The organism is Bergeyella porcorum (assembly GCF_042427575.1).
Classification (GTDB): domain Bacteria; phylum Bacteroidota; class Bacteroidia; order Flavobacteriales; family Weeksellaceae; genus Bergeyella; species Bergeyella porcorum.
In genome coordinates, this window is the sequence record NZ_JBHMFD010000013.1 from 172,173 (window position 1) to 187,872 (window position 15,700).

Genomic DNA, 15,700 nt, shown 5'->3' on the forward strand with positions numbered 1-15,700 from the left:
TAAAACGCCAAAAACCATTAAAAAAAGTTAATCTATTATAAATTTCGTGGAGAAACTAAGCTATAAAGCCATAGCAAGGATTCAAAATTTTAATTTTATCACAAAAATAATAGCCTATGAAATGGATTCTACTATCGTGCTGTTTCTTTATTTTTAATAAAGCTTTGGCTCAGCAAATTTCAGGTATCGTTTTGATAGATGATGCCACGCCCGCTAATGCTGTTTTGGTGATGAATATGCGAAGCCAAGAGCAGGTTTACTCTGATAGAGAGGGGCGTTTTAGCTTAGTGGTTTCGGTGGGAGATGAACTCCGATTTGTGAAAAAAGGTTACGATAGAACCCAGTTGAAAATAACCTCATTGGATGATATTAAAGTGGAGCTAAAACCCAGCTTTCACGAAATAGAAGAAGTGAAAATAGAGATGAAACTCACGGGAGATTTGAAAAAAGACACCAAAATTTTAGAGCCTTCCGCCAAGGTTTCAGACCTTAAAAACACCATTGCAATGTCTCTGAAACATAAGCCAGAAAAGGGATTTCCAAAAAATCCGATGCCTTCCACCTTGGTTTTAGCACCGAACTATAATGCGGGGCAATTGCCTATCATACCGCTTGTTAGTTCCATTTTCAAGCAGATAAAGAAGTCGGCTGCACCACCTAAAAATTTTGATTTTGTAGACCGACAGACATTTTACGACCGCGTGAAATCTTCCATCAATAAAGAATATTTTTATGCCAAAGGTCTGGACGAGTATCAACTAGAAATGTTCATCATCTATACCGATAAAAAACATCATCTGGCGAAAAGTTTTCATAGCAATTTCAATATTGCGACCATTGAAGGCTATCTGAAAATGGAACTTACGGAGTTTTTGGATACAAAGGTAAAAATGAAAAATCCTTAAATATGATATACTTTTTCGTGTATTTTTTTAATGATTTCGCTTGTGTTTTCTATTGGGAAATTAGCGAGTAACCAAAGATTGATGGCGTTTTTGTTTGAGTCGTAGGCAGGCTGTATGTATTCAGCGTTTAGAACGCTAAAACCATTCCTCTCGTAGAAAGCAATGCGTTTTTTTGCAATTTCATCAAGGTGGGCTGGCTCGGATTCTAAAACAATTTTATGATACTGTTGTTTCAATAAATCTAAGACTTGGCTTCCTAGCTTCTGACTACGGAAAGAAGGGAGAATTTCAAAATGTTCCAAAAAACAACAGTGGTTTAATTCCCAAATGATGAGATATCCCACCATATTGGTTTCGTATTCAATGGCGATGATTTTAGCTTTTTCTTCTTCAAAAAGTTGCTGAAACTGTGTAGCATCTCTTCTCTCATCAGCAGGAAAAGCATTACAATAAGCATTGAAAATCAAATGGGTACGGGAATCGTTCTTTGTGGGGATTTCAATAAAACGCATTGTTTTTCAGTGGATTAAAATTATAAATCAAAAACGCTAGGTCTTCTGGTGATGAAGATGTCTTTTACCCAAAGAGAGAATGATAGCATCAGATAAAACAAAAAGAAAAATCCTGCCGTAGCAAAGGTGGAATAGATGAAAAATACCCGAAGTTTGGTAACGGGGATGCCCAGTTTGGTTCCCATTCTGGTAAGGGTGCCAAACCATTGGCGTTCTGCTTTATGGCGAATGTCTGAAATGATTTTAGGTTCTTTCATTTTTTCTGTTTTAAAAGGTTGAAACCAATTCCGCAATTTAAACATTTTTTTCTTTCGCAGAAAGTTTTATGCAGCCAAAGGGATGCTTGGCTATCCAATGCGTTGCTGATGGGCATCTGAAGCCCTTTCCATTGTTGGGTAATGCTATTGCTTTCAGGAGGAAGTTGCCTATACAGCTCCAAAATTTCATCTGCAATTTCAGCATCGTGATGTTTATGATAGGTGTATTTGATGGGCAAAATGCAATTGAGAATCAGGATTTCTATAAAACTTTTGGATAGCAGTTTGGGCTTTTTGATGGTAGAGGCTTCCCCGAAATTATAGCGATGATCCCAATATTCTGAAGCGGAAACTGATGAAAAAATATTCATCAAATCTTTAATGTTTTGGGCATCAATAATTTTGGAGAACAAATTGGGATGTGAATGATACAGGTTTGCCAACTGAGATAGCCGAATGGTAGGAAAATTAGGGGGACGCAATCTTAAAAATTTGGGACGAACTGGCACAATAGAAAGTTGAAATTTGGCTTGGAGAAAATCAAATTCGCGTTTCCAAAGTGCCGTCATTTCATCATTAGAAGAGCCTAGCCAACCCGCGATTCCCAGTAAAAGAGCTTCCAATTGGAGTAGATTTTGTTTGGTTTTATTGATGATAGAAAAATCCACACTTTCAGCCATTTGCTTAAAAATAGCCGCATTGATTTTCAGTCCAAAAGCATAAGCCATATAGTGGAAGAGTACAGCTTCGTAGTTGTTTTTATGCTGAGCAAGGCTCTGTTCTATTTCTATGGATTTTTCATTGAGTTTTGCCAGCATCAGTTCTTCCGTAAACTGAAATGGGATATGCTGTGGCTCAAAGAGATTTTCACACGGAATGAAACTGCTTTTTTTAGAAAGGGTTTCATAGCGAGATAGAGTAGAATCGTCAATATAATGTTTCAGTTCAAGCGTTGGAATATTGTTTTTGCTAAGAACATCAATCTCTTTATCGTGCTGGAAAACAGCGTGGAGGATGATATTGCTATAATCAGGATTGTGGGAATGATGATGTGCCAACCAATCCGAAGATTTAAGATGGATTTCTATATTGCCTACCAAAATCAACCCATTCATTTTTATTTTTGCCATCAGAAAATCTGGACCAGCTTGGTGATTCCAAGTTCCAAAATCCAAAATCTCTAAGGCATTTCCATTGGTGTCTTTAAAGTTAAAACTATTAAAGCATTTGAAATTCCAAAGGTATTGAATGAGTTGTTCGGTCATTTTTTTACATTTTTCTATTCTTTTCGGAAGTCATTCAGTGTATCTTCATACATTTTTTCATAGATAGGAATGATGTTTTTCAAGTCAAATTTCAAGGCTTGTTCCTTAGCATTTTTTTTCATTTGAGCAAGAAGTTCCTCATTACTCAGTAGTTTAATGGTGTAGTTTGCCATTGCTTCTACATTGCCTATCTCTGCCAGATATCCTGTGATGCCTTGCAGATTCACTTCTGGAATACCCCCCGCATTAGAGGATATTACGGGTGTGGAGGCTGCCATTGCTTCCAAAGCTGCCAATCCAAAACTTTCTTGCTCCGATGGGAGCAGAAATACATCTGCAATGCAAAGGACTTTGTACAAGTCATTGACCTTTCCCAAAAGGCGTATTTTTCCAATCAGGGAAGGATTGTCTTCTAAAAACTGATTGATTTTTTCCATATCTGGACCTTCACCAATGATGATGAGGCGAGATTTTACCTTGCTCTCTACCGTTTTAAAAATGGCAAGCACATCTTCTATTCTTTTCACGGGGCGAAGGTTGGAAACGTGGATAAGGATTTTTTCATCCTCTTCAGCCAATTGGCTTCTGTGACATATTCCATCGGAGCTAAAGTCTTTATTATCAATAAAATTGGTGATAACTTGGATTTCTTTTTTGATATTGAAAAATTTTAAAGTATCGGCTTTTAGACTTTCGGAGACGGAGGTTACTTTATCACTTTGGTTAATGGAAAATTCCACAGCGTGTTTATAGCTGGGGTGTTGCCCTACCAAGGTGATATCGGTACCGTGTAAGGTGGTTACCAATGGAATATCTTTGCCCTCTTCTTTCAGCATTTGCTTGGCGGTAAATGCAGCATAGGCATAGGGAATGGCATAGTGAGCGTGGAGCAAATCCAGCTGATAGAGATTTACCACTCTGTAAATCATAGAACTAAGGGCAATATCATAAGGCTGATACTGGAAGAGCGGATAGGTTTGCACATTTACCTTATGGAAAAAGATATTCGGATTGGTGATGTCCAATCTTGCAGGGAGGTTATTGGAGATGAAATGCACCTCGTAGCCTTTATTGGCAAGGGACATTCCGAGTTCTGTTGCTACAATGCCACTACCACCATAGGTAGGATAGCATAGGATTCCTATTTTCATTTTCATAATTTTAGGGTTGGCTAGGCTTTAGCGTAACGCCCATACCATTTTTAATTTTACGATTGACCTCCACGGGAAGTTTGCCGTGTATTTTACTTTGCCCTTGTAGGGCTTTGGCGGTGGTAGTCATCGCATCATCATTATTTTCATAGGCAACCAATACGATTGGAATCTTTTTTAAATCAATATCTTGTAAAGCGTAAGGACTTCCAAAAACCGATAAAATTACCTGATGTTTGTTTTTCAACTGAGCCAAAATAGCCTTGCTTTTTTCTGAAATTTTATAAGGTTTATAAGCGGTAGAATTGTCCTTGTGAACTCCTACAATGACTTTTGCATTTTTAGGAATTGAAGCTATTTCTTCCTCGGATTTTAAAATAATACGATGTTGTTTCTGAAGCTCTTCCAAAAAAGTGTGGTATGGAGCTTCTTCTAATGGAATGTAATAATAAGTTTCTGAGGTCTTCAGTGGAAGTAGCTTTCTTTTGTTTTTTATCAAAGTCAAAGCATTGGCGTACATTGTTTGCACAATTGCTGTATGGCTTTCATTATTAAGTTCTTGGGCGATGTTTTCCGTTGAGCGTGGCTGATACTCATTTAGTCCTAGGTAATATTTGGTCAAAAGGATTTTTTTCACACTTTCCTCCACACGATATTCTGGAATGTCGCCTTGCTCAATGGCTTGTCGTATCAAGCGTTTTCCTTCTTTCACACCTTCAGAGAAGAGCATAATATCATTGCCTGCTTTGAAAGCTAAGGCGTCTAATTCCCCAGGTTGATAGCGTTTGGCTACAGCCCCCATATTGAGAGCATCGGTAATGATGAGCCCTTTGTAGCCCAGTTGCCCTTTCAGTAAATCTGTGATGACACTTTTGGAAATGGATGCAGGAATGCCTTTCTGTGGCTCTAATGCGGGCACATACAGATGAGCCACCATTACACCGCCAATGCCTTTATTCATCAAAGCTTTGAAGGGAGCCAATTCTACACTATTGAGTCTTTTTAGGTTGTGAGAAACCACAGGTAAATCCAGATGAGAATCTACATCCGTATCACCGTGTCCTGGGAAATGCTTAATGGCTGCTAAGATATTATTGTGCTGTAATCCTTCGGAATAGGCTAATGCTGATGCAGTAACATTGCCCACCTCTGACCCAAAACTTCTATTGCCAATGATGGGATTTTTGGGGTTGGTATTCACATCTACCACAGGAGCAAAATCCCAATTAACCCCCATTCTTTTAGCATCTTCTGCTATTTTTGCAGCCATTGTGTGGATGAGTTTTTTATCCTGAATAGCACCTAAAGTCATTGCCCAAGGAAATTTTTTGGCTACGGCAATTCTTTGAAAGAGTCCCCATTCAGCATCCATTCCTATGAGCATAGGCGTTTTAGAATAGCCTTGAAATTCATTCACCAATTGAATGTGTCGTTCGGGGTTGTCTTGCATCAAAATCAGACCACCTAATTGTTCTTTTTTTACCAATTGCCTTACTTGCTCTATATGTTCCTCACCTTTGTTGGTATAAAGTGCTACGATGAAGAGCTGTCCTAGTTTTTCATCCATAGACAATTGATTGTAAGTGCTTTCTACCCATTGCGTAGCTTTGGTATTTTCTTGCAAAGTAAAATTTTTCGGCACATACTGAGCGGAAATTTCAAAGATACCGAAAATAAAAAATGCTATGATGGATAATATTTTAGCTTTCATTGATGTTTATAATTTATAGCAAAACAAAAATACAATTTTTAATTCATAATCTTTGGTATTTGTTTTGGTATGTAAAATAAAAAATGATAAGAAAATGAAAAAAATAGTTTCTCTTTTAGCCTTAGCAGCAATTGGATTTGTTGCTGTTAGTTGTTCGGATAACGATAGAGATGTAGTGGTACAGCAAGATAATGATACCTATCCCGTGGTGTATGACATCACCGAAACCTTTCAAAAAAATGCTGATGGTCTTTATGTAGTAAATAAAACCTTCAATAGTGCATTGCCTACTACGGATGTTATTTTGGTATATCGCTTGAGCGGGGTGGATGATGGGGCAAATGTTTGGCAACTGATACCAAGAACGCTTTACCTTACCGAAGGGGAATTGGATTACGATTATGATTTTACCCGCTATGATTTGCAATTAAAAGCAGGGGGCAATTATGATATTTCCACTACACCGGCTTATCTTACAAATCAAACATTTAGAGTGGTTTTCGTGCCAGCATCTTTAGGTGCAAAAGTGAAGGTGGACTATTCTAACTATGAGGAAGTGGCAAAGCTTTACAACCTTAAAGAAGAAAAAGTTACTAAACTTTAATTTTTCCAAGTTATTTTAATTGAAAGTCTGCTTTATGGGCAGGCTTTTTTTAATGGTATTAAAGCCTTATCTTTGTTTGAGTTTAAAATAATAATACAATGAGCGTACACATTAGTGCTAAAAAAGGCGATATAGCAAAAGTGGTTTTGCAGCCAGGCGACCCATTAAGAGCCAAATACATTGCAGAAAATTTTTTACAAAACCCTCGTTTGGTAAGCCAAACCAGAGGAATTTACTATTATACAGGGGAATACCGAGGGAAAACCATTTCTGTGGGAGCTAGTGGAATGGGAACTCCAAGTATTGGTATTTATTCTTATGAGTTGTTTACAGAATACGAGGTAGATACCATCATCAGAATAGGAACTTGTGGTGCTTATAGTACAGACTTACAGCTTTTTGATATTCTGAATGTAGAGAATGCAGCCAGCGAAAGTACCTATGCCCAATACGCTTGGGAGATGGAAGAGGAGCTGATGCCCCATCAGGGGAATGCCTTTCAGGTGATTAATGAGACAGCTAAGGGTTTGTCTTTGAAAACTATAGCCACCAATATCCATACCAGCGATATTTTTTATAGAAAGAACCCCGCAGTACCAGAGATTGCTGAGAAACACCATTGTCTTGCGGTGGAGATGGAAGCGTTTGCTTTGTTTGCTAATGCAAGACATCTAGGAAAGAATGCTGCCACCATTCTTACAGTTTCGGATATTATCCCAACAGGGGAATTTATTTCTGCAGATGAAAGGCAAAACGCCCTGAATGTGATGATAAAATTAGCATTAGAATCTGCAATTAAATTGTAAAATGAGAATAAAAAAGAGCCTGTTTCTACACAGGCTCTTGATTTTCTTTATCCTCTAAAAGATGTCCAAAGTATGATTTTTTTACTTGTAAATAGTCTTTGCTTTCTTCCGTAGCATCTATTTGAAGAGGAATTCTAGCATTGAGTTTAATGCCACTTTCTTCCACATATTTCATTTTATCAGGATTGTTGGTGAGCAGATTGATTTCTTTAATACCTAGAGATTTTAAAATTTCTATGGCTACGGAAAAATCTCTATCGTCAGCGGGAAGCCCTAGTTGTAGGTTGGCTTGCACAGTGTTCAATCCGTTTTCTTGTAGGGCGTAAGCTTTCAGTTTATTGATGATACCAATATTTCTGCCTTCTTGTCTTAGATAGATAATGATACCTCCATTGTCTTGGATATATTTCATAGCGTAGTCCAGCTGCTGTCCACACTCACATTTTCTAGAATGAAAAACTTCCCCAGTGATACATTCTGAATGAAATCTTACATTAACGGTTTTAGAAAAATCAGTTCCTTGAGCAATGAGGACAATGTGCGGCATCCAATCGGTTTCTACTTCCGAGAATGCCACCATACGAAAGATGCCAAAATCGGTGGGAACATTGGCTTCTGCTTGCTGTTTTACCATTGAAATATAGGTTTTACTTTAAAGAATCCCGTTTTATTGATTGTAATTGATACAGATTACTCTTAATTCTCACAAGATGTCTATTGATAATTTCATCATCTTTTGGAGAAAGCGTTTTTCTTATACTTTGTATTTTTTTATAAGATTTCTCTATCCGATACAGATACTCTTCTTGTCTTATAAGGTTATGATTTTGTACAGCATAGACATATTCGGATATATTATTTTTTAGCAACGAAACCTCTTGATTCAAATCAGAATTTTGAAATTTTGGAAAAGTAGAAATCTGAGAGAGTAATTCTGATGCATAAAAAACCTCAGTTGTCTTATTTTTAAACTTGTTTGAAAGAGCTGGGCTCTGTGTGGTAGTGGTTGCCATAAAACCACTACTCATCGGAGAAAGTGTGGACATCTCTGATGAGCAAGAGAAAAATATCGTACAAATAATAATAACCCTTAAAACAAAACTCATTTTATTTCCTTTCTATATAGGATTGGGTTAAGACTTTCGTCATTATACATCTTCATCTGTTTATAAACTTTTATCTTAACATTCCCATTCTCTATATCTGCAAGAAGCTGGTCTATAGATTGGCATAAATCTTTTTTCTGCTCCAATAGAACATCTAACTTCTCTTGGCACTTCATCCTATGTTCCTCACTCGCGGTATCTCTATTGGCTTCTAAAGCCATATGATAAATCTTCAATGCTAAAATAGACAATCTATCCACAGCCCAAGCGGGTGTCTCGGTATTGATTTTAGCATCACTTTTCGGAGTAATGTGTTGGTACTTTTGTAAGAACCAACTATCGATGAATTCTACCAAATCGGTTCTCTTCTGATTAGAGGAATCAATTCTTCTTTTGATTTTTAAGGCTTCTTCGGGATGAATATTCTCATCTCTAATGATGTCTTCCAAATGCCATTGAACGGTATCAATCCAATTCTTTGAATACAAAAGTCGTTCCAAACTCCCATCATCATAGCGAATAGGTTCCGTTGCATCTACATCATCTGTAAGGTGATAGTCTTCTATTGAGGTATTAAAAATACCCCAAGCCAAGTCTGTAAAAGTCATAAATCTAACGCTTAGTTTGTAGTAGAAGGATTGTTTTTATCGTTTTGTTTTTCTTTATCTTCTTCTTTTACAGCATCTTTAAATTCTTTGATGCCAGAGCCTACGCCACGCATCAGTTCAGGAATTTTCTTTGCTCCGAAAAGGAGAATCACGATGATGGCTAATATCAGTATTTCTTTAAAACCTAGTCCCATTTTGATATAATTTTAAATGCAAATGTAATGTTTTTTTTTTATCTTACCCAACCGAGTGGATCCACTGGCGTAGTACCATTCCAAATTTGGAAATCTAAAGTATAGGAACCATCAAAATCTGCACCTACAGTTCCTATAGGAGTGCCTGCTACCACTTTCTGATTAGGAGATACGGAAGTGCTTTCCAGATTAGAGTAAATGCTAAAGTAACTGCCGTGGCGTACCACTACGGTTTTGCTGCCTCCATCTACGAAAACTTTGGATACCTCACCAGGGTAGATGCACTTGGCAACGGTTCCCTTTGCTACTGCGATTTTGATGCCATTGTTTTCTTCTACAATGTTTTTGAATACAGGGTGAGGTTGTCTTCCAAATCGGTGGGTAATAGTCCCGTATGCTGGCATTGAAAGGTTGCCTCGGTTGGCGGCAAAGTTTCCTGCAGCGGTAGTTCCTACACCATAGGCAGACATTGTCTTGGCTTCTGCGGCTTTTTTAGCGTCTTCATTGCGTTTCGCTAATTCAGCTTCTGCTTTTTTGGCTTCTGCAGCTCTGTCAGCGGCAGCTTTGGCTTTAGCGGCAGCTTCTGCAGCTTCTTTAGCAGCGGCTAACCTTCTGGCTTCTGCCTTTTCCGCTTCTGCTATTTTCCTTGCATCTTCAGCTCGCTGGGCTTCTGCGGCTTCTTTAGCCGCGACTAATCTTTTAGCTTCAGCCTCTGCAGCCAACCTCGCTTTTTCGGCTTCTTCTGCTGCTTTTCTATCGGCGATTTCTTTTAGTTTTCTTGCTTCTTCATCGGCTTTTCGTTTGGCTTCTGCGGCAGCAGCAATACGGGCTCTATTTTCAGCTTCTATCCTTGCTTTTTCCTTTTCTGCTGCTATTCTTGCCAATCGTTCTTTTTCTTCTCTGGCTTTTCTTTCGGCTTCCTCTTTGGCTTTAGCTAAGCGAATTTCCTCTGCGATGATGGCTCTTAGCTTGGCTTCAAGGTTTTTGGATTCGGTTTGTTTTTGTTTAAGCTCTGCGGTAAGCTGGGCTTCGTTTTTCTTAAAGTTTTCTAGTAAGATTTCCTTTTGTTTTCTTTCCGCCTCTATGGTAGAAAGTTCTTTCTTTTGGGAAGCCAAAACGGTATTTTTTTCACTTACAGATTTTTCTCTAGAAGCAATGTTTTTCTGGAGCTTTTCTGCGGCTCCCATTATTTCTGCGGCTTTTTTATCCTGATAATCGGAGTAATTTTTAAGGTATTGCACCCTTCTGATGGCTTCACCAAGGTTGCCAGAAGAGAGGATGAAGGTAACTTTGTTTTGTACACCTTTGTTTTTATAGGCTTTCACAAGGACATCGGCGTAGTTTTTCCTTAAGATTGCCAATTCTTTTTTCTGACGATTGATTTCAAGCTGTTTCAGATAGATATCGTCTTCTATGAGTTTTTTTTCTTTCTGGGTATTGTTATATACCTTCTCTCTAAGGGCGATTTTCTTTTGCACATCGGAGAGGTAAGCCACGGAAAGTTTTGCTTCGTTTTTGGTTTTTGCCAATTTTTGATTAATGGCAGCAATCTGTTTTTTCAGCTCATTGTTTTGCTGTTGGAGCTGGGTTTTGCTCTGCCCAAAGCCAAGGCAAAAAGATATCGTTGCTAAGAATAAATAAACTCTTTTGTTCGTCATTTAATATTTACTTTAGAGTAGCCGTTGGGTACAGTGTAAGGTGTTGGCATTGTTGAAAAGTCAAATTTCGTGTTTTCTATTAATATTTGACTATTTTTTTCTCCTTTTATAACTATTTTAACATTTTGAGGAAATCGCTCGTTCCCGAAAGAATTCCATTGGTTGTACTGTACTTCTAAGCTATTGTTGTTATTAATTTCTTGCAATAATACTTTATTTAAATCAAAATTGGAAGCGTAATCCAAACTAATTTTATATTCTGTGGTCTTTTTATCTACAGTTACCTTTTGATTTTTAGAGGAAACCAAGTTGTAGCCTTGTAATGTCTGGGTAAGGATAAAATCTTGTTCATTAATTGGGACAAAGGTTTTACCCACCAAAAGATTTTGGAAAGCGTTATAATTGATGAAGTTAACATTCAGCAATTGATTCAAGTAGGAAAAATCTGATTCAATATAGGTTTTATTCCATTTTTCATAGCCTTTGATGCCTTCTGGGGTAGCGATACCTCTAGCAACATTGAGGAATAGTGCGGATAGATTCATCCATACTTTCTGATTGTTTTCTATGTAGATGGTAGCGTCTATGGTGGGAATAAAATTGCCTGTCTGAGCATCAATCTTGCTGTTGATTTTCACTTGACTAAATTGTGATTTTTTCTTCAGCTCTGTGAATAAAGCGTGATGGCTAACAGGTGTTTTAATATCTACGGGTTTCTGTACTACGGGCTTTTGTACTACGGGCTTTTGTGTGTGGCAAGACCATAGTGTAGCGACAACCAATGCGGTACTAATGTATAGTTTCATATCTAGATTTTAAATGATGCTCTGCAATATTAAAGCCAAAACACACAAATCTGGTTTGTGTGTTTTGAATTGTTAAATATCAATTGTTAATGATAAACTATTGTAAACCATTATTTTTATTGCTCCTTTGAGAAGAAATCCAAAACGGAATAATCTCCCAATGAAATCTCTCTAGAAACACCGAAGTATTGGGCATTGCTCCCAATCATAGAGTTGCTAAGGTTGCCGTGGTTGATAACGGTTTTCTCTTGGATGAGTGAGTTTTCGATGTTAGAATTAATCACTTTGGTACCATTACCCAAGGAAACATAAGGTCCTATTTTAGAGTTTACCACCTCTACATCTTCTCCTATAAAGCAAGGCTGAATGATGAGTGAGTTTTCAATCTTTGCAGAGGACGGATGCTGGCTAAATTCAGCTTTTTCATATTCTAGAATCTTACCATTGGTTTCTACTGTAGCGTTTTTATTACCACAGTCCATCCAATCGTCCACCTTGCCAAGAGAGAACTTCGCACCTTTTTCGCGGAGATTATCCAGAGCGGTGGTGAGCTGATATTCTCCACTTACCATAATGTTGTTATCCATTATGTAATTGATTTCATCCATCAATTTTTCCGCAGATTTGAAATAATAAATCCCGATAATAGCGAGGTCTGAAACAAATTCTTTTGGTTTTTCTACAAAATCTGTAATGAAGCCATAGTCATCCAATTTCACTACGCCAAATGCTGATGGGTCTTCTACTTTTTTTACCCAGATTACCCCATCGGAATTTTTGTCTAAATGAAAATCTGCACGGAATAGTGTATCGGCAAATGCTACTACTACATCACCTTGCATAGAAGGCTCTGCACACTTGATGGCGTGAGCCGTTCCTAATGGCTCATCTTGTGTATAGATGCTCCCTTTAGCTCCTAATTTTTCAGCGATAGCAATGAGGGATTCCTTCACTTCGTCTCCGAAATCGCCTATGATAAAAGCAATTTCTTCAATAGGTTCGCCCGCTACCTTGGCTATATCTTCTACCAATCTTTGCACGATGGGCTTCCCAGCAATAGGGATAAGGGGTTTTGGTACGGTAAGAGTATGCGGTCTAAGTCTGGAACCTCTTCCCGCCATAGGTACAATGATTTTCATTGATGTGTTTTTTTATATAGTTATTAAATTTAATTTATTTTAACGGAAGCAAATTTACAAAATTTACTTAGATATGCGGCTAATTTTGCTTAATATCAGTGTTCTTTCGCCGTAAATCATTAGCATCAAATAAGATACTAAAAGGACATTGCTCCACACGATATGAGAATCCAAAACCTCTACAGAAATATAGCTGAAAGCCATCAATAAGATTAAAAATATTGAAATTTTCTTCACTTTATAGGGAATAGGGTAATGCTGCTGTCCCAGAAAGTAGGACAGTATCATCATTATAAAATATGCCACGAAGGTAACCCACGCCGAAACCATAAAACCATATTTTTCTAAAAATAGGAAATGTAAAACGATGGTTAATGCCGCTCCAATCCACGAAATGATGAGTCCATAATAGGTTTTATCGGTTACCTTATACCAAGTGGAGAGGTTATAATAAATCCCGAAAAATAAATTGGCAATGACAATGATGGGTACAATGTCTATGGCAATCCAGAAAGAACTATCGGTGATGAAAAGTCGCTTGAGCCATTCCAGATTGGTAATAATGCCTAGTGCTGCTACTGATGCAAATAGAGTAAAGTATTCGGTAACTTTGGCATAGGTCTGTTTGGCGTTTTCATTGTTCATTTGTTTGAAGAAAAAAGGCTCTATTCCCATTCGGTAGGCGGTAACGAAGAGGGTCATCAGTACCGCTAGTTTATAGCATCCGCCGTAGGCACCTGCATCTACTTGTGGTATGGTGTATATCTGAACCAGCTTGTCCCAGTTTTCATTGATTTGAAAGGCAAACCCTGCGACCATTATCGGCCAAGAGTATTTTAGCATTTTGATGAAGAGGGGTTTGCTAAACTGAAATTTTACCTTTAAAATAATAGGGAGTAGCATTAGCAATGCGGCAAGACTTCCCAATAGGTTGCTGATGAATGGATAGGCAACTTGGTCTTTCAGTCCTAGTTTTAAAGCGGTGTCTTTCGGTATGAAAAGGAATAATGCCAACACGACCAAAGTCTGAACTAAGATGGAACTAACGCGAATGGCAGAGTAAATGACGGGCTTGTTGTGAAACCTTAGCCACGCAAAAGGAATCATACAGATGGCGTCTAAAAATGCAATGATGGCAAGCCAAAGGATAAACTCTGGGTGATTGCCGTACTGCATCAGCATAGCGATAGGATTGTTGAATAGAACAACCATCAGTAGGAAGGTGGCAGCTACGCCAAATACGAACCAAAAAGAGGTGTTGAAGTTTTTTTCTCGTTCATTTTCATCGGCAGAAAATCTAAAGAAAGAGGTTTCAAATCCGAAGGTGAGAATGATATTGATGTAAGCAATCCACGCATAAAGATTGGTAAACACCGCAAAAGATTCTGCACTGATGAAGTGAATGTAAAATGGATTGAGCAAAAAGGTAATAACCCTTGGTAAAATGGCTCCGATACCATAGATGATGGTTTCTCCTAGAAGTTTTTTCAATGTAGCTATTTTTTGCAAAGGTAAACATAGATTTTGAAATAATGTGGAGAGTGGAAATAAAGAAAGGAAAATGTTTTATAAGTCTATAATGAATAGAGTTGCTATTGGGTTTTGGGTTTATAATGAGGTGTGGTTTTTAAAAATGATAAACGGAACGCTTGAAATCTATAAATTATTATCAAACAGTAGTGTTGGTTTAACTTACTTACAAAGTAATAGAATAAAATTTACTACACTTTGAAATAATATTGGGAAGAGCTTTCTCTCACTCTTCTTGCAGTCTCCTTGCGGAATTCTTCCCAAAAATCGCGTTTTTTGGGAAGATTTGGGAAGGATTCCCGAAGAACTCCCGAAGAAACTACCTAAAATATAGGACAAGAAGGGACAGAAAGTGACAGGAAATGCCAACGAAGGACAATGTAAAGGTAAATTAATGACAAAAGATGCCAAATGAAGACATTTTGCAAATATATATTGAATATCAGCGTATGGGGAATTTAGCCTTGATTGAGTTTGTGAAGTGTAAATTATTTATTATCAATGTTTTGTATTTTTTGTGTATCTAATCTAAAAAAAGATAAAGTTGTATTATTTTTTTACTATCTTTGCGCGCAAAAATTAAAATATGATGAAAAAGAATTTATTAAAATTAGGATTATTGTCTTTGCTGAGTTTTTCTATGATGTCTTATGCACAGACAAGGAATGTGGGGATCAATACAGAAGATCCAACAAGAACATTAGATGTAAATGGTATGGTTCGTGTGAGAGACTTGCCAGAAAAAGAGCTCCACAATAATAAGGAAGTACAAGGCTTTCTTTATAATGTAGTAGCTCAAGAAGATGGGACTTTGTCTAGACAACTAGTGTCGAGAAGAAGATGGAATCTTTATGAGTCTGCTTTTAATACAAGGTCAGATATTGAACGTACTCTACCTGAAGCTAATCAAATTACTGCTGATGAAACTCTGCCTGCAAATTGTTGGGAAATTCCTAATTCAGAATTATTTATTGAAGTACCTGATATAGCGAATACTAATGTCCTTACTAAAATTAGTTGGAATACATGGTTTGAGATAACACCAAGAGATATTACTGATACAGATAGAGGGAGTTTTAGATTTTATTTAAAATATCAGGAAACAGATAAGAATGGTACTCCTGTGGCTAATAGTACAGTAAATTATACAAAGACTATCTATATGACTTCTTTTTCTAATATCAACAAAGCAATTTCAGGTAACTATCATAGAGTTGGGATGACTCCTTCCTATTCAGAACGCTTACAACAAACATTCAAAAAAGGAAAGTACTATAAAGTATCGTTGGTTGTAGGTTTAGAATCAATGAAGACAGCCGGCGTACTAATGGTGAAAAACTGGGGGATAAGTGGCGAAGGAGAAACTTATTATCAGTACCAATAAGGGGGGGGGTAAGTCTCTCTCAGGTGTAGGGATTTTTTGAGATCCTCATAAAAGATGTAAAAAA

The 15,700-nt window shown here is 37.4% G+C and carries 17 protein-coding genes; 4 read left to right on the plus strand and 13 right to left on the minus strand.

Features of this window, described 5'->3' with window-relative positions; translation table 11 throughout:
- Nucleotides 1-116 precede the first annotated feature (116 nt).
- Nucleotides 117-905: a hypothetical protein gene (locus ACFFUE_RS08895; RefSeq protein WP_376834565.1), complete on the plus strand. Its 789-nt coding sequence runs from the start codon at nt 117-119 to the stop codon at nt 903-905.
- Here ACFFUE_RS08895 and ACFFUE_RS08900 read toward each other — a convergent pair.
- From ACFFUE_RS08900 to ACFFUE_RS08920, 5 genes are read right to left on the minus strand one after another with little or no spacing between them, the layout of a single operon-like run.
- Complete coding sequence (locus ACFFUE_RS08900; RefSeq protein ID WP_376834568.1) at nt 902-1,417, minus strand: GNAT family N-acetyltransferase; 516 nt, start codon at nt 1,415-1,417, stop codon at nt 902-904. The genes ACFFUE_RS08895 and ACFFUE_RS08900 overlap by 4 nt on opposite strands.
- A gap of 20 nt (nt 1,418-1,437) precedes the next feature.
- Nucleotides 1,438-1,674 (minus strand): PspC family transcriptional regulator, encoded by a 237-nt coding sequence (locus ACFFUE_RS08905; RefSeq protein WP_376834570.1) that lies wholly within the window; start codon nt 1,672-1,674, stop codon nt 1,438-1,440.
- Nucleotides 1,671-2,939, minus strand: a complete 1,269-nt coding sequence (locus tag ACFFUE_RS08910) for a DUF2851 family protein (RefSeq protein WP_376834572.1) — start codon at nt 2,937-2,939, stop codon at nt 1,671-1,673. Before ACFFUE_RS08910 ends, ACFFUE_RS08905 begins: the two co-directional genes overlap by 4 nt.
- A gap of 14 nt (nt 2,940-2,953) precedes the next feature.
- Nucleotides 2,954-4,090 (minus strand): N-acetyl-alpha-D-glucosaminyl L-malate synthase BshA, encoded by a 1,137-nt coding sequence (bshA, locus tag ACFFUE_RS08915; protein WP_327985048.1) that lies wholly within the window; start codon nt 4,088-4,090, stop codon nt 2,954-2,956.
- A gap of 10 nt (nt 4,091-4,100) precedes the next feature.
- Entirely contained in the window at nt 4,101-5,801 is a 1,701-nt protein-coding gene (locus ACFFUE_RS08920; RefSeq protein ID WP_376834575.1) for a glycoside hydrolase family 3 protein, read from the minus strand.
- A 94-nt stretch (nt 5,802-5,895) separates the two neighbouring features.
- Here ACFFUE_RS08920 and ACFFUE_RS08925 point away from each other — a divergent pair, with 94 nt between their 5' ends.
- The gene (locus tag ACFFUE_RS08925; protein ID WP_376834577.1) at nt 5,896-6,405 is read left to right on the plus strand and encodes a hypothetical protein; all 510 of its coding nucleotides are present in this window, start codon (nt 5,896-5,898) and stop codon (nt 6,403-6,405) included.
- A 98-nt stretch (nt 6,406-6,503) separates the two neighbouring features.
- Nucleotides 6,504-7,211 (plus strand): purine-nucleoside phosphorylase, encoded by a 708-nt coding sequence (deoD, locus tag ACFFUE_RS08930; protein ID WP_376834579.1) that lies wholly within the window; start codon nt 6,504-6,506, stop codon nt 7,209-7,211.
- Nucleotides 7,212-7,236: 25 nt separating this feature from the next.
- On the opposite strand, the gene ribA is transcribed toward deoD, so the two are convergent.
- The 8 genes from ribA to ACFFUE_RS08970 form a co-directional block, all read right to left on the minus strand.
- Complete coding sequence (ribA, locus tag ACFFUE_RS08935; protein ID WP_376834581.1) at nt 7,237-7,845, minus strand: GTP cyclohydrolase II; 609 nt, start codon at nt 7,843-7,845, stop codon at nt 7,237-7,239.
- A gap of 13 nt (nt 7,846-7,858) precedes the next feature.
- Nucleotides 7,859-8,257, minus strand: a complete 399-nt coding sequence (locus ACFFUE_RS08940; RefSeq protein WP_327985028.1) for a hypothetical protein — start codon at nt 8,255-8,257, stop codon at nt 7,859-7,861.
- A 56-nt stretch (nt 8,258-8,313) separates the two neighbouring features.
- Entirely contained in the window at nt 8,314-8,925 is a 612-nt protein-coding gene (locus ACFFUE_RS08945) for a DUF4254 domain-containing protein (protein WP_376834583.1), read from the minus strand.
- A gap of 11 nt (nt 8,926-8,936) precedes the next feature.
- A complete protein-coding gene (gene tatA / locus ACFFUE_RS08950) occupies nt 8,937-9,119 on the minus strand; it encodes a Sec-independent protein translocase subunit TatA (protein WP_327985030.1) in 183 nt (60 codons plus the stop codon).
- A gap of 38 nt (nt 9,120-9,157) precedes the next feature.
- Nucleotides 9,158-10,777, minus strand: coding sequence for a peptidoglycan DD-metalloendopeptidase family protein (locus tag ACFFUE_RS08955; RefSeq protein ID WP_376834585.1), 1,620 nt, complete (start codon nt 10,775-10,777; stop codon nt 9,158-9,160).
- Nucleotides 10,774-11,583, minus strand: a complete 810-nt coding sequence (gene lolB1, locus ACFFUE_RS08960) for a lipoprotein insertase outer membrane protein LolB1 (RefSeq protein WP_376834587.1) — start codon at nt 11,581-11,583, stop codon at nt 10,774-10,776. The genes ACFFUE_RS08955 and lolB1 overlap by 4 nt, the downstream gene beginning before the upstream one ends.
- Nucleotides 11,584-11,699: 116 nt before the next feature.
- Nucleotides 11,700-12,722 carry a sugar phosphate nucleotidyltransferase gene (locus ACFFUE_RS08965; RefSeq protein WP_327985033.1) on the minus strand — a complete coding sequence of 341 codons (1,023 nt, stop codon included), beginning with the start codon at nt 12,720-12,722 and terminating at the stop codon, nt 11,700-11,702.
- A 63-nt stretch (nt 12,723-12,785) separates the two neighbouring features.
- Nucleotides 12,786-14,213, minus strand: coding sequence for a lipopolysaccharide biosynthesis protein (locus ACFFUE_RS08970; RefSeq protein WP_376834590.1), 1,428 nt, complete (start codon nt 14,211-14,213; stop codon nt 12,786-12,788).
- A 625-nt stretch (nt 14,214-14,838) separates the two neighbouring features.
- Between ACFFUE_RS08970 and ACFFUE_RS08975 the strand changes: the two genes are divergently transcribed.
- On the plus strand, nt 14,839-15,636 hold the full coding sequence (locus tag ACFFUE_RS08975) for a hypothetical protein (protein ID WP_376834592.1): 798 nt from the start codon (nt 14,839-14,841) through the stop codon (nt 15,634-15,636).
- Nucleotides 15,637-15,700: the final 64 nt, after the last annotated feature.

Bases quoted from the DNA above. Each gene is read 5' to 3' on its own strand.
- bshA (WP_327985048.1), bottom strand. From the start codon at position 4,090: ATGAAAATAGGAATCCTATGCTATCCTACCTATGGTGGTAGTGGCATT.
- ACFFUE_RS08940 (WP_327985028.1), bottom strand. From the start codon at position 8,257: ATGTCCACACTTTCTCCGATGAGTAGTGGTTTTATGGCAACCACTACC.
- tatA (WP_327985030.1), bottom strand. From the start codon at position 9,119: ATGGGACTAGGTTTTAAAGAAATACTGATATTAGCCATCATCGTGATT.
- ACFFUE_RS08925 (WP_376834577.1), top strand. From the start codon at position 5,896: ATGAAAAAAATAGTTTCTCTTTTAGCCTTAGCAGCAATTGGATTTGTT.
- deoD (WP_376834579.1), top strand. From the start codon at position 6,504: ATGAGCGTACACATTAGTGCTAAAAAAGGCGATATAGCAAAAGTGGTT.
- ACFFUE_RS08955 (WP_376834585.1), bottom strand. From the start codon at position 10,777: ATGACGAACAAAAGAGTTTATTTATTCTTAGCAACGATATCTTTTTGC.
- ribA (WP_376834581.1), bottom strand. From the start codon at position 7,845: ATGGTAAAACAGCAAGCAGAAGCCAATGTTCCCACCGATTTTGGCATC.
- ACFFUE_RS08945 (WP_376834583.1), bottom strand. From the start codon at position 8,925: ATGACTTTTACAGACTTGGCTTGGGGTATTTTTAATACCTCAATAGAA.
- ACFFUE_RS08920 (WP_376834575.1), bottom strand. From the start codon at position 5,801: ATGAAAGCTAAAATATTATCCATCATAGCATTTTTTATTTTCGGTATC.
- ACFFUE_RS08965 (WP_327985033.1), bottom strand. From the start codon at position 12,722: ATGAAAATCATTGTACCTATGGCGGGAAGAGGTTCCAGACTTAGACCG.
- ACFFUE_RS08895 (WP_376834565.1), top strand. From the start codon at position 117: ATGAAATGGATTCTACTATCGTGCTGTTTCTTTATTTTTAATAAAGCT.
- ACFFUE_RS08975 (WP_376834592.1), top strand. From the start codon at position 14,839: ATGATGAAAAAGAATTTATTAAAATTAGGATTATTGTCTTTGCTGAGT.
- lolB1 (WP_376834587.1), bottom strand. From the start codon at position 11,583: ATGAAACTATACATTAGTACCGCATTGGTTGTCGCTACACTATGGTCT.
- ACFFUE_RS08905 (WP_376834570.1), bottom strand. From the start codon at position 1,674: ATGAAAGAACCTAAAATCATTTCAGACATTCGCCATAAAGCAGAACGC.
- ACFFUE_RS08900 (WP_376834568.1), bottom strand. From the start codon at position 1,417: ATGCGTTTTATTGAAATCCCCACAAAGAACGATTCCCGTACCCATTTG.
- ACFFUE_RS08910 (WP_376834572.1), bottom strand. From the start codon at position 2,939: ATGACCGAACAACTCATTCAATACCTTTGGAATTTCAAATGCTTTAAT.